This is a genomic window from Streptomyces sp. NPDC058401, from assembly GCF_042722885.1.
Classification (GTDB): domain Bacteria; phylum Actinomycetota; class Actinomycetes; order Streptomycetales; family Streptomycetaceae; genus Streptomyces.
Window position 1 is genome coordinate 1 of the sequence record NZ_JBHXKA010000151.1, and the last position, 18,456, is coordinate 18,456.

At 72.5% G+C, this 18,456-nt stretch carries 19 protein-coding genes; 10 read left to right on the plus strand and 9 right to left on the minus strand.

Going from position 1 to position 18,456, the window contains the following annotated elements:
• From ACFWNV_RS34375 to ACFWNV_RS34385, 3 genes are all read right to left on the minus strand, one after another.
• A partial coding sequence (locus tag ACFWNV_RS34375; RefSeq protein WP_383954689.1) for a helix-turn-helix domain-containing protein occupies positions 1-186 on the minus strand: 186 nt, incomplete at its 3' end.
• A complete protein-coding gene (locus tag ACFWNV_RS34380; RefSeq protein ID WP_383954691.1) occupies positions 183-1,856 on the minus strand; it encodes a phytoene desaturase family protein in 1,674 nt (557 codons plus the stop codon). The genes ACFWNV_RS34375 and ACFWNV_RS34380, both read right to left, overlap by 4 nt.
• Positions 1,853-2,836, minus strand: a complete 984-nt coding sequence (locus tag ACFWNV_RS34385) for an ACP S-malonyltransferase (RefSeq protein ID WP_383954693.1) — start codon at positions 2,834-2,836, stop codon at positions 1,853-1,855. The genes ACFWNV_RS34380 and ACFWNV_RS34385 overlap by 4 nt, the downstream gene beginning before the upstream one ends.
• A 257-nt stretch (positions 2,837-3,093) precedes the next feature.
• Here ACFWNV_RS34385 and ACFWNV_RS34390 point away from each other — a divergent pair, with 257 nt between their 5' ends.
• From ACFWNV_RS34390 to ACFWNV_RS34410, 5 genes are all read left to right on the plus strand, one after another.
• Positions 3,094-3,369, plus strand: a complete 276-nt coding sequence (locus ACFWNV_RS34390) for an acyl carrier protein (RefSeq protein WP_254382134.1) — start codon at positions 3,094-3,096, stop codon at positions 3,367-3,369.
• Complete coding sequence (locus tag ACFWNV_RS34395) at positions 3,362-4,618, plus strand: beta-ketoacyl-[acyl-carrier-protein] synthase family protein (RefSeq protein ID WP_383954695.1); 1,257 nt, start codon at positions 3,362-3,364, stop codon at positions 4,616-4,618. Before ACFWNV_RS34390 ends, ACFWNV_RS34395 begins: the two co-directional genes overlap by 8 nt.
• A complete protein-coding gene (locus ACFWNV_RS34400) occupies positions 4,615-5,709 on the plus strand; it encodes a beta-ketoacyl synthase N-terminal-like domain-containing protein (protein WP_383954697.1) in 1,095 nt (364 codons plus the stop codon). Before ACFWNV_RS34395 ends, ACFWNV_RS34400 begins: the two co-directional genes overlap by 4 nt.
• 149 nt (positions 5,710-5,858) lie before the next feature.
• Positions 5,859-6,284, plus strand: a complete 426-nt coding sequence (locus ACFWNV_RS34405; protein ID WP_383954699.1) for a MaoC family dehydratase N-terminal domain-containing protein — start codon at positions 5,859-5,861, stop codon at positions 6,282-6,284.
• On the plus strand, positions 6,281-6,688 hold the full coding sequence (locus tag ACFWNV_RS34410; RefSeq protein ID WP_383954701.1) for a MaoC/PaaZ C-terminal domain-containing protein: 408 nt from the start codon (positions 6,281-6,283) through the stop codon (positions 6,686-6,688). The genes ACFWNV_RS34405 and ACFWNV_RS34410 overlap by 4 nt, the downstream gene beginning before the upstream one ends.
• On the opposite strand, the gene ACFWNV_RS34415 is transcribed toward ACFWNV_RS34410, so the two are convergent.
• The 5 genes from ACFWNV_RS34415 to ACFWNV_RS34435 form a co-directional block, all read right to left on the minus strand.
• Positions 6,591-7,997, minus strand: a complete 1,407-nt coding sequence (locus ACFWNV_RS34415) for an MFS transporter (protein ID WP_383954722.1) — start codon at positions 7,995-7,997, stop codon at positions 6,591-6,593. The genes ACFWNV_RS34410 and ACFWNV_RS34415 overlap by 98 nt on opposite strands.
• A gap of 148 nt (positions 7,998-8,145) precedes the next feature.
• On the minus strand, positions 8,146-8,589 hold the full coding sequence (locus ACFWNV_RS34420; RefSeq protein WP_383954703.1) for an ester cyclase: 444 nt from the start codon (positions 8,587-8,589) through the stop codon (positions 8,146-8,148).
• A 105-nt stretch (positions 8,590-8,694) separates the two neighbouring features.
• On the minus strand, positions 8,695-9,399 hold the full coding sequence (fabG, locus tag ACFWNV_RS34425; protein ID WP_383954705.1) for a 3-oxoacyl-ACP reductase FabG: 705 nt from the start codon (positions 9,397-9,399) through the stop codon (positions 8,695-8,697).
• Between the two features lie 82 nt (positions 9,400-9,481).
• The gene (locus ACFWNV_RS34430; protein WP_383954707.1) at positions 9,482-10,135 is read right to left on the minus strand and encodes an HAD family hydrolase; all 654 of its coding nucleotides are present in this window, start codon (positions 10,133-10,135) and stop codon (positions 9,482-9,484) included.
• The gene (locus ACFWNV_RS34435; protein WP_383954709.1) at positions 10,132-11,148 is read right to left on the minus strand and encodes an AfsA-related hotdog domain-containing protein; all 1,017 of its coding nucleotides are present in this window, start codon (positions 11,146-11,148) and stop codon (positions 10,132-10,134) included. The genes ACFWNV_RS34430 and ACFWNV_RS34435 overlap by 4 nt, the downstream gene beginning before the upstream one ends.
• Before the next feature lie 227 nt (positions 11,149-11,375).
• Here ACFWNV_RS34435 and ACFWNV_RS34440 point away from each other — a divergent pair, with 227 nt between their 5' ends.
• Positions 11,376-12,059, plus strand: a complete 684-nt coding sequence (locus ACFWNV_RS34440) for a MerR family transcriptional regulator (RefSeq protein ID WP_383954711.1) — start codon at positions 11,376-11,378, stop codon at positions 12,057-12,059.
• On the opposite strand, the gene ACFWNV_RS34445 is transcribed toward ACFWNV_RS34440, so the two are convergent.
• Positions 12,047-12,718, minus strand: coding sequence for a class I SAM-dependent methyltransferase (locus tag ACFWNV_RS34445; RefSeq protein ID WP_383954713.1), 672 nt, complete (start codon positions 12,716-12,718; stop codon positions 12,047-12,049). The two genes, ACFWNV_RS34440 and ACFWNV_RS34445, sit on opposite strands and share 13 nt — an antisense overlap.
• A gap of 193 nt (positions 12,719-12,911) precedes the next feature.
• Between ACFWNV_RS34445 and ACFWNV_RS34450 the strand changes: the two genes are divergently transcribed.
• From ACFWNV_RS34450 to ACFWNV_RS34465, 4 genes are all read left to right on the plus strand, one after another.
• On the plus strand, positions 12,912-13,565 hold the full coding sequence (locus tag ACFWNV_RS34450) for a DedA family protein (RefSeq protein ID WP_383954715.1): 654 nt from the start codon (positions 12,912-12,914) through the stop codon (positions 13,563-13,565).
• 123 nt (positions 13,566-13,688) lie between these two features.
• Positions 13,689-15,941, plus strand: a complete 2,253-nt coding sequence (locus ACFWNV_RS34455) for an MMPL family transporter (protein ID WP_383954716.1) — start codon at positions 13,689-13,691, stop codon at positions 15,939-15,941.
• Between the two features lie 251 nt (positions 15,942-16,192).
• Positions 16,193-17,140, plus strand: coding sequence for a hypothetical protein (locus tag ACFWNV_RS34460; protein WP_383954718.1), 948 nt, complete (start codon positions 16,193-16,195; stop codon positions 17,138-17,140).
• Positions 17,137-18,366: a lactonase family protein gene (locus tag ACFWNV_RS34465; protein ID WP_383954720.1), complete on the plus strand. Its 1,230-nt coding sequence runs from the start codon at positions 17,137-17,139 to the stop codon at positions 18,364-18,366. The genes ACFWNV_RS34460 and ACFWNV_RS34465 overlap by 4 nt, the downstream gene beginning before the upstream one ends.
• Positions 18,367-18,456 lie beyond the last annotated feature (90 nt).

Here is an 18,456-nt window from a genome sequence, read left to right on the forward strand (position 1 = left end):
GGAGCGGACCGCCGCGGCCTGGAACAGGGCGCGCTTGGTCGGGAACAGCCGGAACAGGTACGGCTGGGAGACGCCCACCCGGCGGGCGATCGTCTCCGTCGAGGTGCCGTGGTAGCCGCCGGTGGCGAACTCGGCGATGGCGGCCCGGAGCACGGTCTCCCGGCGTTCGTCCGCGCTCAGCCTCACGACAGCCGGCGGGGCGAGGGCCCGCGGGACACCGCCAGGGGGTCCCAGTCCGGGCCGCGCTCCGGGAGCAGCGCGGGGTCCCCGAGGACCGTGCCCGAGTGGACCTCGTGCATGAGGCGGCGGCCCAGGATCTGGCCGGCGCAGGCGATGCCGCTGACCGCCGAGCCCGTGATGCCGTTGCCGTAGCGGGTGTTCGCCCCGGCGATGTGCAGGCCCTCGATGAAGGTGGCGGTGTCCGGGCGGGCTCCGGCGGCGCCCCACTGGGCCATGCCGAAGGGGGTGCCGCCGGTGGAGAGCGTGTACCGCTCCTGGGTGAGCGGGGTCGCCGTCTCCACGTGGGTGATGCGGTCGCGGAACGGGCCGAGGAACTCCTCCGCGGCGTCCAGGACGGATTCCGTCAGCCGGGCCTTCTCCTTGCGGTACACCGGGTCGTCGCGGTAGCGCCCGCCGTCGGCCGGGCCTTCGGTGACGCCCCACCGTTCGAGGCCGGGCGGGCAGAGCGTCATGAGCTGGAAGTTGGAGTGGCCGGGCGGGCAGATGCGGCGGCCGACGTGGTCCTTGCCGGAGGCGAAGGACATGAAGAGGAAGTCGGTGGTGGAGGAAGGGGCGCCGGAGCGGAGGTCCTCGTAGTAGCGGCCGATGTCCTCGCCGCGGTACCACCACACGTTGGCGTGGCGCTCGATGTCCTTGTCCAGGGCCACGTAGACGGTGGCCCAGGGCAGTGCCATCCGGGCGTCCCTGGTCTTGGCGGCCAGCCGCCGGGGCAGCCGGTCCTCGCCCACCAGGTCGAGCATGGTGCGGCGGTAGTCGGCGTTCGACACGACGACCGGGGCCGCGGCGGTACTGCCGTCCGCGAACTCCACGCCGCGGGCGCGGCCCTCCTCGACGGCGATCCGCGTCACCCGGGCACGGGTGCGCAGGGCCCCGCCGTGCGCGCGGATCACTTCGAGCAGGCCCGAGGCGAGCATCTGCCCGCCGCCCTGCGGGTAGTAGGCGCCGCGGACGTAGTGGTCGACGAGGGTGGCGTGCGTGGCGACCGTGGCCTCGTCCGGGGACATCCCGTAGTTGGGCGACTGGGCGGCGAGCAGGGTGCGGGCGCGGGTGGAGAGGGCGCAGTGGTCGAAGAGTTCGGTCAGGGTCCGCCGGCCCCAGGCCACCGAGTGCGGGGCGAGGCGCTCCAGCTCCGCCATGGGCACGTCCGCGGCGGAGATGATCGCGTCGCGGCGTTCGGTGCCGAGCCCCGCGATCACGTCCAGGAAGGTGTCGATCCCGGCGGCGTCCGCGGGGCAGGCCTCCTGGAGCCGCTCGCGGTACCGCTTCCAGTCCGCCGGCATGTCCAGGGTGGTGCCCCCGGCCACGATGCGGTCGAAGCCGTCGGGGTCCATCTCCTCGTACGGGACCCTGCCGCCGAGCCCCAGACCGTCCAGGACGGCCGGCAGGATGCCGTCGGGGCCGCAGTCGCCGAGGTAGTGCACGCCGACGTCGAACTCGTAGGCGCGGCGTCTGCGGAAGACGTGGCTGTTGCCTCCCGCTACCGGTCCCTGCTCGGCGACCAGGACCCGCTTGCCGCCGACCGCGAGGTAGGCCGCGCACACCAGGCCGCCGATGCCCGAGCCGATGACGATCGCGTCCCAGTGGGCCGCCGTGTCCGTGTCCGTGGTGGTGTTCATGCGGCGCTCCGTACGAGGGTCCGGGGGACGGCGGGGAGTTGACCGGGCTCGGAGACGGTCAGGCGGGACACCTGCGGCGCGGTCCGGCGGGCCAGTGCGGTGAGGGTGCGGCCGGGGCCGACCTCCACGAACATGTCGCAGTACAGGCCGTCGGCCATCGTGCGCACCGAGTCCGCCCAGCGCACCGGGCCGGTCAGCTGGCGCTCCAGCAGGCCGGGCCAGCCGTCGGGGCCGTGGTGGGGCTGCGCGTCGGCGTTGGCCACGACGGGGGCGGATCCGCGGTGGAACTCCGCGGCGGCCAGGGCGGTGGAGAAGGCCGCCGCCGCGTCGGCCATCAGCGGGGTGTGGAAGGCGCCGCCGAGAGGGAGGGGCAGGATTCCGTCGGCCCCCAGTTCCCGTGCCAGGGTGCGGCAGCGGGCCATGGAGGCCGGATCGCCCGCCAGGACCGTCCGCCCGTCGGAGTCGAGGTGCGCCGCCCAGACGCGGCCGCCGGCCTCGCGCACCGACCGGGCGATGCGCTCCACGGTGTCGGGGGAGAGCCCGTGCACGGCCGCCATGGTGCCGGGGACGGCGGCGGACGCCTCCTGCATCGCCTTGCCGCGGGCGGCGACCAGGCGTACGGCCTCGTCGAAGCCGATGATCCCGGCGGCCACGAGGGCGGAGTACTCGCCGACGCCGTGCCCGGCGCAGACCAGGGGCCGGGCGGCCGCGGGCAGGGCCCGGCGCAGATCGGCGAGGATCACCATCTCCAGCACGAAGGTGGCGAGTTGGGCGCCGTCCGTCCGCGGCGGGTGGTTCACGCCGTCCGCGCCGACCGTGCCGTGGACGGGGTTCAGCAGCAGGCCGGCCACGTCGTGCCCGGTGACCTCGCCCGCACGCTCGGCCAGGAACCAGCTGGGGGAGTCGGCCCAGGGCCGTCCCATTCCGGGATGCCGCGCATCCTGGCCGGGAAATATCAAAGCCAACCGTGGACCGCTCATCTCGACCTCTTCTGCCGTCCTGATATCACCGTCCCGGTGATTCTGGCAGGGAGGTTTGGAATATCGATAAAGCCTGGATAGACCCTCGATAAACCGTCGATAAAACCCCAGGCAAATGCTGTGCGGAGAGGATCGGGGAGCGGTATTGCCACTTTAGGGGAATGCGCTGCCTCTTTGGTTGTGGGGGCCTTGCTCGGTCAATTCATACCCGCATACGGTCCTGTTCGAACGGTTCGAAGGCGACGAGAGGCAAGCGCATGACTCAGCAGACCGTGGCATCCGTGAGCGACTACTACGCGGCTGTCAGTGCGATCGTGAACGAAGAGCTCGAACTGGAGGAAGGCGAGCTCACCGACGGTGGCCACTTCATCGACGACTACGACAGCGACTCGCTCTCCCTCATCACCGTCGTTTCCAGGATCGAGAAGGAATTGGGTGTGGTCATTCCGAAGACCGACCTCGGTGAACTCGTGAACCTGCGTCTCCTGGTGGACGGTGTCGAGCGGTACGCCAAGGAGAACCCGAATGGCTGAGACCGGACCCGCGTCCACGGCCGGCAAGGCGGCGAGAACGTACCGCCGGGTCGTCATCACCGGGCTCGGCGCGGTGTCCCCGGTCGGTATCGGTGCCGATGTGTTCGCGGCCGCCATCCGGGCCGGCGAGAGCGGAACCGGGCCGATCGAGAGTTTCGACGCGAGTGCCTTCCCGCGGCGCAATGCGGGCGAGGTCCTCGATTTCGACCCCGCAGACCACCTCAAGCGCCTCGATCCCACGCGCTGGGGCCGCAGCGGCCTGCTGGCCGCCGCGGCCGCCCGGCTGGCCATCGCCGACGCCGCGATCGACGAGGGCCAGCTGGAAGCCGCCGGGGCCGGCGCGATCATGGGGACGACCAGCGGGGAGTCCGCGGTCGTCCAGGCGCTGGCCGAACAGTGGATCCAGGGCGGACTGGAGTCGATCGACGGCGGGCTGGCCGGTCAGACCCCGGCCTCGCGCATCGCCAACGCGGTCAGCTCCGAGCTGCTGCTGACCGGTGACACCCAGACGATCCCGACGGCCTGTTCCGCCTCCAACTACGCGCTCGGGTACGCCTTCGACCTGGTCCGCAGCGGTGAGGCCGACGTGATGCTGGCGGGCGGCGCCGATGCCGTCAACCGGCTGACGCACGCCGGGTTCTACGCCCTGGGCGCGATGGCCGAGGACGTTCCGCGGCCCTTCGCCGCGGACCGCTCCGGCATCGTCACCGGCGAGGGCGGCGCGGTGCTGGTGCTGGAGTCGTACGAGCACGCCCAACGGCGCGGCGCCCGCATGTACGCCGAGGTCCTCGGGTACGCGGCGAACTGCGACGCCTCCCACATGGTGCATCCGGACGCGACCAGCATCGCGTCGGGCATCCGGGCCGCGCACGAGGCGGCGGGGGTGCGGCCGGAGCAGATCGACTACATCTGCGCGCACGGAACGGGCACCCCCACCAACGACGCCACCGAAGTGGCGGCGGCGCGCGAGGTGTTCGGGGACCGCATCCCGCCGATCAGCTCGATCAAGTCGATGCTGGGCCACACCATGGGCGCGGCCTCCGGTTTCGGTGCGATCGCCTGCTGCAAGGCGCTGGAGCAGGACTTCCTGCCGCCCACCGCGCACGTCACCGAGCCGGACCCGGAGCTCGGCGAGGGCGTCGACTGCGTGCCGGGCACCGGCCGCGACGCCCGCCTGAACATCGTGCAGAACCACGGCTTCGCCTTCGGCGGGAACAACGTCATCACCATCCTGGGGAGGGTTTCGTGACCGCCACCGTGGTCGAACCGCTCTACGTGGCTTCGGCAGGGGTCGTCTCCGCGGCCGGTCTGGGCCTGGACGCGCTGGCCGGGCACCTGCTCGGCGGCAGCGGGTCGCGCGAGGCGTCCCACGACGAGCCGGTCGGCGAGGACGCGGCGGCCTACCCGCCGCGTCCGGTCCGCGCCGTACGGGGCCTGGACGTCAAGGAGCAGCTCGGGCGCAAGGGTGCGAAGTACCTGGACCGCCTGACCTCCTTCGGGCTGGTCTCCTGCAAGGAGGTGCTCCAGGGGATCGAGGTCGACGGGGCGCGCACGGGCGTGGTGCTCGCGACGAACACCGGATCGGTGTCCACGCACAGCACCCTGCTGTACGACACGCTGACCCTGGAGAAGCCGTACCTGGTCAATCCGGGCCGGTTCCCGAACACCGTGATGAACAGCACCACGGGCCAGATCGCCATCCGCAACGGCCTGCGCGGGCTCAACGCCACGGTGGCCGGGGGCCAGACGGCCTCCCTGCTCGCCTTCCGGCACGCCCGGCTGGCGCTCACGCTCGGGCGCGCGGACCGGCTGCTGGTCGGCGGCGTGGAGGAGCTGAGCGCCGCGGCCGCCTGGGCCTGGCACCGTACCGGGGTGCTGCGGGAGGGCGCCCCGCTCGGCGAGGGCGCCGCGGTGTTCACGGTGCAGCCCGACCGGCCCGCGGGCGGCGAGCTCGCCGAGCTCCTCGCGTGCGAGTCGCGGTTCACCCCCGATCCGCGCGATTACGCCGACGGGCTGGCGGACGCCGTCTCGCGCGCGCTGGCGCGCAGCGGGGTCGAGGCCGGCGAGATCGACGTCGTCTCCCTCGGGGCCGTGCACCAGCGCGGTCTGGAAGCGGTCGAACGGCGCGGCGTGCGGGCCGCGCTGGGCGGTGCGCCGGCGGCGACCCTGCGGATCGCCGACGCGCTCGGCGAGACGTACAGCGCGAGCGGTGCGATGCAGCTCGCCGGTCTCCTCGCGGTGTGGCGGGCGCAGCCGCCCGTCACGCGGGTGACCGCGCTCATCACCTCCGTCGGGTGGGACGGCAACGCGGCCGCCCTGGTGGTGCGTTCACCCCGCTGATGTCCGGCCGGCTCACAGCGGCGCCCGCGAACCCTCACGCGGGCGCCGCTGTGCTGTCCGGCCGTCGGCGTTCCCGTACGCCTGCTCCGGCTCCTGCGCCTGTCCGCTGCTCCTGCCCTGCACCACTCATCGAGGAGAGGCCCCATCCCATGCCATCCGCTTTCGACACGTCCTTCGCGGGGCGCGCGTACCCGCCGAGCGAGCCCTACGAGGTGGGCCGCGAGACCATCCGGGAGTTCTCGCGCGCGGTGGGCGCCGAGGCCGGCGACGGTCTGACCGCCCCGCCCACGTTCCCCATCGTGCTGTCCATGCACGCCGAGCGGCAGGTGATCGACGATCCCGGGCTCGGCTTCGACTTCTCCCGGGTCCTCCACCGCGACCAGCGGTTCGAGGCGGTGCGGCCGGTCCGGTCGGGTGACCGGCTCGTCGTCGTGATCGAGGTGCTCGGCGCCGCCACCGTCGACGGCAACGACGTACTGACCCTGCGCGGACTGGTCCGGGAGGCGGACGGGGACGCGCTGGTGTGCACGACGACGTCCACGCTCGTTTCACGGCACGAGGAGGAGGGCCGATGACCGCCGCCGGAGACACGTTCCCCACCCGCACCTTCCGCGTGACCCGGGCCGATCTCGTCCGGTACGCGGCGGCTTCCGGTGACCACAACCCCATCCACTGGTCCGATTCCACGGCCGCCCGGGTGGGGCTGCCGGGGGTCATCGCCCACGGGATGCTCAGCATGGGACTCGCCGCGACCGCCCTGCGCGGCTGGGCCGGCGAGGAGGCGGTCTTCGCGGAGTACGGAACCCGCTTCACCCGCCCCGTCGTCGTCCCCGACACCGCCGACGGTGTGGACATCACCGTCGACGGCGCGGTGGCCGAGGTCAGGGAAGACGGCTCGGTTCGGGTCGATCTGACCGTGCGCTCGGGTGCGCAGAAGGTGCTGGCGCGGACCCGGGCCGTGCTGTCGTACGGCCGATAGCCAGTCCCGCGAAGGCGCCCGCGAACACCACGGCGGCCCCCGTCAGCACAGCGCTGCGGAGGCCGCCGTGTACGTATACGAGGGTGAGCACGGCGATGCCGAGGGCGCCGCCGAACTCGCGGATGGTGTTGTTCACCCCGGAGGCCAGATTGTGCTCGTGCTCCTCCACGGAGCCGATCACCGTGGCGGGGTTGGCCGCGAAGACCAGGCCCATGCCGACGCCGGCGAGCACCATGGCGACGATCATCGGCCCGTAGGACACCCCGGGCCGGGCGATCAGCCCCAGCCAGGCCAGTGCGAGGGCCTGGGCCAGGCAGCCGGCGGCCTGGAGCCGCCAGCCGCCCACCCGGTCCAGCAGGGCGCTGGCCACGGGTACGGCCACCATCGGGGCCACGGTCCAGGGCAGGGTGCGCAGGCCCGCTTCGAGCGGGGAGTAGCCCATCGGGCCCTGGAGGAACTGGGCCAGGAAGAAGATGGATCCGAACACCCCGAAGTACATGGCCATCGCCAGCATGTTGCTCAGCATGAACGGCCGTACCCGGTAGAGGTGGAGCGGGATGAGCGGGTGCGCGGCGGTGCGCTGGCGGTAGGCGAACGCGGCGCCGAGCGCGGCGGTGAGCGCGACGCCGAGGAGCGTGCGCAGCGGTGAGGCGTCCGCTCCGGCGGACTGGATGATGGACCAGACCGCGGCCACGACGGTGCCGCAGGAGAGCAGGGTCCCCCATACGTCGAGGGGACGGGCCGCTCCCGTGGATTCGCGTACGGCCCACAGGGCGAGCGGCAGGGCCAGCAGGCCCACCGGCACGTTGAGCCAGAAGATCCAGTGCCAGTCCAGGCCCTGGGTCACCATCCCGCCGGCCATCGGGCCGATGGCGATGCCCAGGCCGTTGACCCCGCCCCACACGCCGACCGCGAGGGCCCGCTTGGCGGGGCCGACCGCGGCGACCGCGAGCGTCAGGGAGACGGGCAGGATCGCGGCGGCTCCGGCACCCTGCAGGACACGGGCGGCCATCAGGGCGCCCACCGAGGTCGCGAGGGCACACGCCGCCGAGGCCGCGGTGAACACGCCGATGCCCCAGACGAAGACGCGGCGCCGGCCGATCCGGTCGCCCAGTGCGGCGCCGGCGAGCAGGAGTCCGGCGAAGGGCAGGATGTAGCCGTTGACCACCCATTGCAGGCCGGTCTGGCTGGTGTTCAGGTCCTCCGCGATCACGGCGAGGGCATTGGTGACCACCAGGTTGTCCACGGCGACCATGAACATGGGCAGCGAGGTCGCCACCAGGGCCCACGCCGGCCGGTCGGCTCTCATCACGGCTTCGTTCCTCTCTAGTCGGTCTAGTCGGTCTAGTCGGTCTGTCGGGTGCTGTGCTGTCTCTGGCTGTGCTGTCTCAGAAATGCACGCAGGCCGCCGAACCCGTGGGGTGTTCGGCGACCTGAGTGGTGGGGCGGTGAAGGGCTTACGCCTGCGTGCCCGTGGGCGGCAGCTTCAGTTCGACGGCGCCGATCTGGGCCAGCAGGAACAGGTCCTGGCGGCAGGCCCAGTGCTCGTGGACGAGGCCGTCGTCACCGACGCGGTAGATGTGGATGTGCTCCACGTCGACCTTGTTGCCGGTGCCCTCGAAGCCGAGGAAGTTGCCGGTGTGGATTCCGGTGAACCGCACCCGGATCACGGCCCGGTCGCCGTCCGCGAAGGAGTCGAGGTGGTCCCAGCCGGCCTCGGAGAACACGGAGTTCATCCAGCGGGCGGTGCCGAGGTAGCCGTCGGGGCCGCCGGGGGTGCCGGGCGGGGCCTCGTAGTCGACGAAGTCGGGGGCGACCAGCCGGTGGGCGGCCTCCGCGTCCAGATCGTTGAAGATCCGGCCCATCTGGTGGGCGATTTCGAGGACCTTGTCGTTCGCCATGGGTTTCCTTTCCTACGGGGTGAGGTGACGGGTGGATGTGACGCGTGGGGGGATCGCGCGTGGGGATGGCGCGCGGCGGTGGGTGGGGACGGTCAGTGGGGACGGTCAGTGGCCGACGCCGAGGCCGCCGGTGACGGGGATGACGGCCGAGGTCACGTACGAGGCGTCGTCGCTCGCCAGGAACTTCACTACGCCGGCCACCTCTTCGGGCTGGCCCGCGCGGAACAGGGAGGTCTGGCTGAGCAGGTGGTCGCGGCGCGGGCCGGTGACGTCCTTGACCATGTCGGTCTCGATGAGGCCCGGCGTGACCACGTTGACGGTGACCTTGCGGCGTCCGACCTCCAGGGCGAGCGAGCGCCCGAAGCCGATCAGTCCGGCCTTGGAGGCGGCGTAGTTGGTCTGGCCGGGGGCGCCGGCCAGGGCGCTCACCGACGCCACGAGGATGACCCGGCCCCAGCGGGCCTTGACCATGTCCGTCAGGCACTCCTTGGTGACCGCCACCGCCGCGAGCAGGTTCGTCTCGATGACGGCCCGGAAGTCCTCGGCCGACATGCCGAGCAGCAGCTCGTCGCGGGTGATGCCGGCGTTGGAGACCAGGACCTGGATCGGCCCGTGCTGGATGCGGGCCTCTTCCACGGCGCGGCGCACGGACTCGGGGTCCGTCACGTCGCAGCGCACGCCGAAGAGCCCTTCGGGCGGCTCGCCGGTGCGGTAGGTGACGGTGACCTTGTCGCCCTGTGCGGCGAAGGCGCGGGCGGTGGCGAGGCCTATGCCTCTGTTCCCGCCGGTGACGAGCACGGAACGGCTCACGGTGTGGGGCTCCTTATCTGGGGTCGGACGACGGCGTGGCGACGGCGTGGCGACTACGTGGCGACTGCGTGGGCTGGGCGGGCTACGCGCGGGCCGTGGCCAGCAGGGCGTTCAGCTGCTCCGCCGCCGTGTCCGTGTCGGTGAAGTGGATCGCCGTCCATCCGGCGGCCTCGGCTCCCGCGACGTTGTGCGCGAGATCGTCGATCAGGACGCAGTCGGCGGCGGGGACCCCGGCCCGCTCCGCGGCGAGCGCGAACATGGCGGGCGAGGGCTTGCGGTGGCCGACCTCGAAGGAGAGCAGGACGTCCTCGAAGAGCTCGTCCACGTCGACCATGCGGCGCCAGTAGGCGTCCCAGGTCGGGACCATGTTCGAGACCATTCCGACGAAGGCGCCGGACGCGCGCGCCTTGCGCAGCTCGGCCACCCACGCGTGGTTGGTCTCGCGGCCGTCGAACCAGGTGTCGGCGAGGGTCGTCAGCTTGCGTCCGGTGATCCCGTGATCGGCCGCAAGCACGGCGGCGATCTCGTCGAGCCAGGCCTCCTCGGTGATGAGGGGGGTGTCGATGGGCTCCATCGGGTCGCTCGTGCCGTAGCGGGCGGTGACCTTGCCGAGGGCCTGCCCGAGGATCTGCTGGTCGAGGTCCTGTGCCGCGCAGAAGGCGGCCATGGTGTGGGAGATCGGGGGTGTCAGGACACCGCCGAAGTCGGTCCAGACGGCAATGCGCCGCGTACTCACAGTTGGCTCCCGGATGCGGTGGTGACGGTGACGTGGGCGATCTCCTCGCCGGCCTGGACGAAGCGCACCGGAACCGTGCCGGGTGCGCCCTCGGTGAACTCGTCCCCGGAGGGGAGGGCCGCTTCGGCCAGGACGGTGTCGTCCAGTTCGGCGAACCGGTCGAACCGGGCCTCGAAGCCGACGGCGTACGTGGCCAGGGGTTCGCCGGTGGCGAGCAGGGCGAGCTGGCGGGCGGCCTCGACGAGGGTCATGGCCGGGAGGTGGTCGTAGACGTGGTCGAAGAGGGCGCGGTTGTCGAAGCGGGGCGTGACCCGGGCCGTGACCCGGGCCGTGACCGCCTCCGGTGTCCGCTCGGCGCGGGACAGCACGACGTTGAGGGGGTTGCCCCGGCCGATCTGTTCGGGCCGCAGCTGTCCGCTGCCGTCCTCGCCCGGTCCGTGGCGGCCGTAGTCCGAGGTCAGGGGCGCGGGGGTGCCGCGCTGGGCGTGCCGCAGCACCTCGTTCTCGTGCGGGTTGAGGAAGAGCACGTCCATCTCGTGGCCGCCGACCTCGACGCCGTCCATGAAGTACCGCTGGGCGACCATGCCCTTGCGGACCCGGCCGCGCCGGTTCGCCTTGCCGGAGTACTCGGTGTCGATGTGCAGCCGTCCCGGCTTCGAGCCGATCTTCAGCGCCGCGAGGCCGTACAGGTCCATGCGGAAGCTGTCGACGATCATCGTGGTGCCCTGGGACAGGCCCATGTGGGCGTGCGATCCGGCGATCGCGGCCTGCCGGCCCGACTCCAGGAGCAGCAGGGCGTCGTAGAGGGCCGGCTGCTGCACGTGGTCGCTGTAGTAGCCGTGTGTCAGGGGCAGTTGGACCGCGGTGCGCACGCGCATGGCGGTCAGGGGCCTGATGTCGGTCACGAAGACCTCGGAGACGGCGGCCCGGTGGACCAGGGAGCGGTCCACGGTGCGTCCGTAGGTGAGATCGCCGGGCTCCGAGGGAAGCTCCGGAACCACTTCTGTGGTCATACCTGATTCCTTCGGCTGGGTTCTTCGGCCGGGTTGTCCGGCCGGGTTCTTCGGCTTCCGAGAGGGGAGTTTGGGTACGGATTGAGCGTGGCAGTCCGGCATGGAAGCGTGATCGCGCGAAAATTCAAGACCGATAAAAGCTGGGCAATTCGCGGATGCCGTGGACTCCGGCCGGGTTGTGGTGACCGGGGGGTAAACGCGGAGGGGAAACGCAGTATCCTGGTGGAATGCGTATCGGAGAGCTGGCGCGGAGTACCGGAGTTTCGGTAGCGACGGTCAAGTACTACGCCCGTGAAGGGCTGTTGCCGTCCGGAGAGCGGACGAGCCCCAACCAGGTGAGCTACTCCGAGGCGCACGCGCACCGGCTCAGGCTGATCCGGGCGATGCTGGAGGTCGGCGGTCTGTCGATCGCCGCCGTCCGCGCGGTGCTCGCCGAGGTCGACTCGCCCCACCGCACGGTCCACGGCATGCTCGGCGTCGCCCAGTCCGCGGTCACCCGCGCCGTGGCCGACCCGAATCCGGAGGGGGACTGGGCGGGCGCCGAGCGAGCCGTCGAGGAGCTGGTGCGGCGCCAGGGCTGGGCGGTCAAGCCCGAGAACCCCGGCTGGAAGGCGCTGGTCCAGATCGTCGTGACCTACCGCGACCTGGGCCGGGGCGATCTGCTGGCCCTGCTCGACGAGTACGCGGCCGTGGCCGGACGGCTGGCCGGCGCCGAACTGGCCGCCCTCGCCCGGGTGCCCGGTGTGGACGGCAAGGTCGAGGGCGTCGTCCTCGGCACCCTCCTCGGCGACGCGGCCATGTCGGCCCTGCGCCGCATCGCGCAGGAGGACGCGTCCGGACGCGTGTCCGCCCGGGCGCAGGACCAGGCGCAGAGTCAGGTGCAGAGCCAGGCTCTGGATCAGGCGCTGTAGGCGGCGAGCGCCGGTTCGGGTGCGGGTGCCACCAGGGCCAGGTGGTGCACGTGGGCCGGCGGGACGTTCAGCAGCACCGTCTCGGTGCGGAACCGGTGGCGCCGCAGCGTCCGTTCCAGTACCGCCTGCGTGCCCAGGGTGCGTTCGCGCGTCTCGCCCGAGGTGAGGGCCCGGCGCAGGGGCGGGATTCCGGCGTACGCGAAGAAGGACAGCGTGCCGCCCGGGTTCAGTGAGCCCAGCAGCTGCCCGAGGATGTCCTCCACGACGGGGGCCTCGAAGTTCGCGAAGGGCAGGCCGCACACGATCGTGTCGTACGAGCCGAGTTCGTGGTCCTGGACCAGGCCCGGCAGCAGGCCTATGCGCGAGTCGTCCCGGTAGGAGTGCCGCAGCAGGTCGGCGAACCGCGGGTTGGGCTCGATCAGTTCGAGGGTGTCGAGGGGGCCCAGCGCCGGCTGGATGTGCCGGGTCACGGCGCCGGTGCCGGGGCCGACTTCGAGCACGGCGCGCGGCCTGCCCGGGCTGGGGATCACGTAGCGGGTGAGGGCCCGGGCCAGTAAGGGACTGCTGGGAGCGATGGCTCCCGTGTCCCGCCGGGTCCGGGCGAACTCCTTGAGGAACAGCATCACGTCGGTCATGTGCGCCTGCCCTAGGCTGGTCATAGGTGATAGTGAATCTATCGATACCTTAGGTTACAGTTCATGTGGAGGCGCGTTCGTCCGCTGCCGTTCCGACGCTAATGACCCGCCGACCTGGGGTCATCACTCACCAATGACCCGGCACATGCCTCGAAAGTGGTAGTGCCGGCAGCCCCCGGACCCTTCGTGGCCGGGGTCGAACGGATGGAGGAAGGCCGTGGACATCAACGCGATCGTGGCCTGGGTGGACGTCACCTCCGGCCTGGCGGGGAACCTGTCGGCCTGGGCCTGCTGGGCGTACGCGATCCTGGCGATCACGACCCTGCCGCCCCTGCTGCCGAACAGCGTCCTGCTGGTCACCAGCGGTGTGCTCGCGGCGCAGGGGGAGATGTCGATCGTCCTGGTCGTGCTGTCGGTGGCCGGCAGCGCGCTCCTCGGCGACGTGCTGATACACCGCTTGGGCCGGCTCCTCGGGGACCGGGCGCGGCTGGGCGTCGTGACCCGCGGACGGCGCGGCGAGCTCTTCGAGTGGATGTCCGGGCAGGTGCGCCGGCGCGGGTTCCCCTTCGTCGTCGGCGTGCGCTTCCTGCCGAGCGGGCGGCTGCTGGGCGGGCTCTCGGCGGGCGCCGCCGGGTATCCCCTGGGGAAGTTCGCCTCCGGGGCCGCGCTCGCGGAGCTGATATGGACCGCCTACTCCGTGGGAGTGGGCTATTTCGGCGGCGCCATCAGCGACGACCCGGTCCACTCGGTGGCCATCGGTCTCGGACTGTCGCTCGTGGTGGGAGTGGCCGCTTCGCTCGCGCAGCGGCGCACCACCCGGTTCGTCCTTCCCGTGCGCAGCGCGGCCGGGAATGTGTCGAAAGAGGTATAGCAAACAATCCGAATGTGCATTCCGCGGGATTACCGGCTCTGAAAGAGTCGTGAACCGAACCTGCGCGGGGTCGGACCTATTCAGCAAGCCTCAGCAAAAGCGATACCAGCCAGGGAGAGAAAATTGTTTGCCGCCATCGGAGCATTCACCGCGCGGCGTCGCAAATGGGTCGTGATCGCGGCGGTCGTCTTCACGCTGTTCGCCGGCGTGTGGGGTACCGGCGTCTTCGGCTCGTTCACCGGCGGTGCCGGATTCGACGACCCGGCCAGTGAGTCGGTCGAGGCCGACAAGGTTCTCGACGGCCCGCTGGGACGCGAGTCCAACGACGTGATCGTCCTCTACGAGTCGAAGACCGCCGGCCGGACCGCCGAGGAGTTCGGCGGCGCCGTCCGCTCGGCGCTCGACGGCGTCCCGCGCGAGGGCATCACCCGCCTCAGCTCCTTCTGGGACCCGGGCGCCCAGGGCGCCGACGCCTACGTGTCCCGGGACCGCACCCGCATGTACGCGACCGTGCAGTTCGCCGACGACAACGACCAGCACCAGGTCGAGGCGCTGACGAAGATCAAGGAGCAGTTCGAGGCCGACGGGGTCACCGCCCGCTTCGGCGGCGTGGCCGCGATGACCGAACAGGTCAACGCCCTGACCGGCGCGGACATCGCCCGGGCCGAGATGCTCTCCATCCCGATCCTGCTCGTCCTGCTCGTGCTGATTTTCCGCAGCGCGGTCGCCGCGCTGCTGCCCCTGGCGGTCGGCACCTTCGTGGCGCTCGGCTCCTTCGTGGTGCTGCGCGTGCTGACGATGTTCACCGAGATCTCCAGCACCGTCATCAACGTCATCACGATCCTGGGCCTGGGCCTGGCCATCGACTACGCGCTCTTCCTGGTCAACCGGTTCCGCGAGGAACTGCACGCCGGCGCGGACGTGGACACCGCGGTGCGGCGGGCCACGGCCACGGCCGGGCGCACGGTCGCCTTCTCCGGGCTCGCCGTGGCGATCTCCTTCGCGGGCCTGGCCCTCTTCCCGTCGCGGTTCCTGTCCTCCATGGGCTACGCGGCCGTCGCCGTGGTCTCCTTCGCGGTCGTCGGCTCGCTGACGCTGCTCCCGGCGCTGCTGCGCTACACGGGACACCGCATCGACAAGTGGCGGGTCCCGCTGCCGGGCGGCCGGGGCGGGGCGGAGAAGCCGCTGACGCAGGGGCGCTGGTACCGCACGGCCCATGCGGTCATGCGGAGGCCCCTGCTGTCCTCGCTGGCCATCGTCGCCGTCCTGGTCGGCCTCGGTGCGCCGCTGCTCGGCGTCAACTGGGCCCGGCCGGGCGAGTGGGTGCTGCCTTCGAGCGGGGACGCCAAGGTCGTCAGCAAGACCCTGGCCGCCGACTTCGACACCAACCCCGGCCGGATCATGACCTCGGTGGTCCGCTTCGACGGTCCGGCCGACCGCGGCGCCGTGCAGGCGTACGCGGACCGGCTGCAGCGGGTCGAGGGAGTGACGTCCGCGACGCCCACGGCCTTCGCGGGCAACGACGCCCGGGTGACGGTGCGGTACGCGCCCGACCCGATGTCCCGCCCGGCCGTGGACCTGGTCCACGGGGTCCGCGACACCGCCGCGCCGGAGGGCGCGAAGACCCTGGTGACCGGGATGCCGGCCTCCCGCGTGGACATCGTCGACATGATCGGCGGACGTCTTCCGTGGATGGCCCTGTTCGTGGCGGTCGTGTCCTTCGTGGTGCTCTTCCTGGCCTTCGGCTCGCTGCTGCTCCCGCTCAAGTCCGTGATCCTGAACCTGCTGTCGCTCCTGGCCACCTTCGGCGCCATCAAGTGGATCTTCCAGGACGGCCATCTCTCCGGACTGCTCGGCTTCGAACCCATCGGGGCCGTGGACGCCAACTTCCCCGTGCTCATCGTGGCGATCGCCTTCGGCCTCGCCATGGACTACGAGGTCTTCCTGCTCTCCCGGGTGCGCGAGGAGTGGGAGGCCAGCGGTGACCCGGTCGAATCGATGGCCATCGGGCTCCAGCGCACCGCGAAGATCATCACCAGTGCCGCGCTGCTGCTCGTCGTGGTGGTCGGCGGGTTCACGACCTCGTCCATCCTGTTCATGAAGATGATCGGGGTCGGCCTGGTGATCGCGGTGGTCGTCGACGCGACCGTGGTCCGGGGCCTGCTCGTGCCCGCCACCATGGCCCTGATGGGCAAGTGGGCGTGGTGGGCACCGGCACCGCTGGCCCGCTGGTGGTCCCGCTACGGCTTCCGGGAATCCGCGGCCGAAGAGCGTACGGGCCCTGCGCCGCAGGCCGGCGCCCGCGCAGGCGACACCGCGGGCGGCACCGCAGGCGACACCGCCGGGGCCGCCCACGCCGCCGAGGCCGGGCGATGACCACGGCCCGGCCCGCCGGAGCGTCCGCATCCGGGCGCCCCGCGACTGCGAAGGGACCCGCGGAGCCGGAGGCGGACATAGCCGCCGGCACCCTCGGCCCGACGCCACGAACCGCCTCGGAGGGGACGGTCCCCCGCCCCCCCTCCGCGGCCGCCCACGGGGCCGCGACCGGGCCGGCTTCCACCGGCCCGGCGTTCCCGCAGGCAGCGCCGCGCCCCGGCCCCGGATCTCCCCCGTTCCGGGCCAGGGGCGTGGCGCTGGTCCTGGCCGGGGGTGGGGAGACGGAGGAAGCCGAGGTCGAGGCGGACCGGGTCGAGACGGACCGGGACGAGACGGACCGGGCCGAGGCGGACCGGGGCGAGCGTGCCCGGATCGAGCGTGCCCGGTTCGAGCGGGCCCGCTCGGAGGCCGACCGGGCCCGCTCGGAGGCCGAACGGGCCGAGCGGGCCCGGGCCGAGACCGACCGGGTGCAGCACGCCGGCGCCGTCGCCGCCTGGGTCACGGCCGTCCTGGCGGCCCTGTTCGGCGACTGGGGGAGCTGGTCGGCGCCCCTGGGCGACGGCCTGCCCGGGTTTCCGCTGCCCTGGGGGGTGACCGCGGGCCCGCCCGTACTGCTGGTCTCGCTGGCCGGCGTCTTCGTCGGCTGGGCCGGCGCCCCCTCCTTCGCACGGACCTGGGCGCACACCGCGGCCGGACTCGCCGCCGCCACCGGCCTGCTGGCCCTGACACGGGGCGGCTGGGGGGCGGACGGCGCCTGGGCCGCGCTCTCGGAGGCCGCGCACGCGGGGCTCTTCGGCGTGCTGATGGGGTGGGTACCCGCCCTGGCCGCCTTCGCCGTCACCCGGCGGCGGGCCCGCCGCAGCACCGGACTGTCGCCCTACGTGTGGACCACCGGACTCGCCGCCCTGGCCCCGCTGCTCCTCCTGGGATCCGGGGTCCTGTGGTCCTCCGCCGACCCGCCCGGCGGGTGCTCGGCGGCCGAATGCATCACGGCCCGCGCCGGAGTGCTGTTCACCGGCGAGGTCAGCCTGCGCATCGCGCTCCCCGCCTGGGCGGCGTCGGTCGCGGTGCTCGCCCTGGCCCGCCGCCGGGCCCGGATCAGGAACCTGCGCACCGGGTGGCAGGTCCTGCTGGCCCTGGGCGGCGGAGGGCTCGCCGTCCTCCTCGCACCCGGGCTGATCTTCGGAGCCGCCCTGTGAACCGCCGTTCCTCCTCTGCCTCTTCCTCCGCTTCCGCTGCTGCCTCCTCGTACGACCGGCGCGGATTCCTCGCGCTCGCCGGGGCGGGCGCCCTCGCGGGGATCGGCTGGACCGGCATGTCCACCGCCGCGGGCGAAGCACCCCGTCCGGACGCCCGCCACGCCTACATCGGCGGGTTCACGATCGGCGAGTACGGGCTGCCGGGCCTTCCCGGCATCGGCATCGCCACCGTCGGCGCCGACGGCCGGCTCGACGTCAGGAGGTGGCAGCGGGGGATCGAGAACCCCTCCTTCCTCACGCTCTCGCCCGACGGGGCCCGCCTCTACGCCGTCAGCCAGCTCCCGGACGGAGCCACCGGAGCCGTCCACGCCTACCGGATCGACGGGGACCGGCTCCACCCGCTCGGCAGCCCCCGCTCCAGCGCCGGCGCGGCGCCGGTGCACCTCGCGGTCCATCCCGAAGGCCGCTTCCTGCTCACGGCCAACTACGACTCGGGGCACATCGCCGTCCTGCCCGTCGCGGCCGACGGCTCGCTGGGCGAGGCCGTGACCGTCGTACGCCACGACGGCCGCGGCCCGCACCCCGAGGAGCAGCGCGGCCCGCATCCGCACATGATCGCCTTCGATCCGGCGGGCCGCCGGGTGCTGGTCCCCGACAAGGGCGACGACCACATCCACGTCTACGACTTCGACTCCGCCACCGGCGCACTGCGCCCGGCAGGCAAGGTCCGGCTCGGCAGCGGCATCGGCCCCCGGCACCTGGTCTTCCACCCGCGGGGAGACCTCGCCTACGTGACGAACGAACTCGGGCACACCGTCACCGTGCTGTCCTACGACGCCGGCACCGGGGAGCTCCGCCCGGTCTCCCACGCCTCCGTCGCGCCGCCCGGCATCAACCCGCGCAACGCCCCCTCCGCCGTGCACCTCACGCGCGACGGCGGGCTCCTGATCACCGCCGACCGGGGGCTCGACACCGTCGAGTCCTTCCGGGTGGGCAACGCGGGCCGCAGCCTCGCGCTCGTCGAGTCCCAGCCCGTCACCGCCAAGGCGCCGGGTACCCGCTGGCCGCGGGACGTGGCCCTCGACGCCTCCGACCGGTACGTGTACACGGCCAACCAGGCCGGGCAGTCGGTCAGCGCCTTCCGCCTGGACCCGGCCACCGGCCGGCTCACCCCGGCCGCGCCCCCGCTCCCCGTACCCAGCCCCAGCTGCGTCCTGCTGCGCTAGGCCGTCTCTTTCGGATCTTGCCGGGCCCGCGACGCCTGGCACCGCACCTGGCCGCACTGCCGAGGCGACCACGTACGCCCAGTACGCGAA